Raw genomic sequence first — 529 nt, 5'->3', positions numbered from 1 at the left:
TTCCGCCATAACACCGTGGTGTGCGATTGCGTTGCCTAGCTTTTGAGTATCTTCTACTCGGAATACACCAGCTTCAGTGCGGATTTCACCCGCATCACCACATTGACCGCCTGACTCAGCGTAGAATGGGGTTTCACCAAGCACAATGATCGCTTTGTCGCCAGCAGATAGAGAATCCACTTCGTTGCCTTCAACGAACATTGCCGCCACTGAGCTAGAGCCTTTTGTTCCAACGTAGCCACAGAATTCAGTTTGTGTATCAACTTTAATTGCTGCGTTGTAGTCTGTACCGAACTGACCCGCTTCACGCGCACGCTGACGCTGCTCTTCCATTGCTTTCTCGAAGCCTTCTTCGTCAATCGCGAACTCACGTTCACGCGCAACATCATTAGTCAAGTCAGCTGGGAAGCCGTAAGTATCGTAAAGTTTGAATACGGTTTCACCGTCGAGCACTTTACCATCAAGGTTATCTAGCGCTTCGTTTAGAATCGCCATACCGCGTTCAAGTGTACGACCGAAGTTTTCTTCT

1 protein-coding gene is annotated in these 529 nt (G+C 49.0%); it reads right to left on the bottom strand.

Annotated features, from left to right (window positions below; genetic code table 11):
- On the bottom strand, nt 1-529 hold a 529-nt coding region (locus R7Z49_RS27380), incomplete at both ends, for an alanine--tRNA ligase-related protein (RefSeq protein WP_318112813.1).

It is taken from the genome of Vibrio sp. 1562 (assembly GCF_033340155.1).
GTDB classification, from domain to species: domain Bacteria; phylum Pseudomonadota; class Gammaproteobacteria; order Enterobacterales; family Vibrionaceae; genus Vibrio; species Vibrio alginolyticus.
This window is presented reverse-complemented; position numbering and strand designations above follow the sequence as displayed.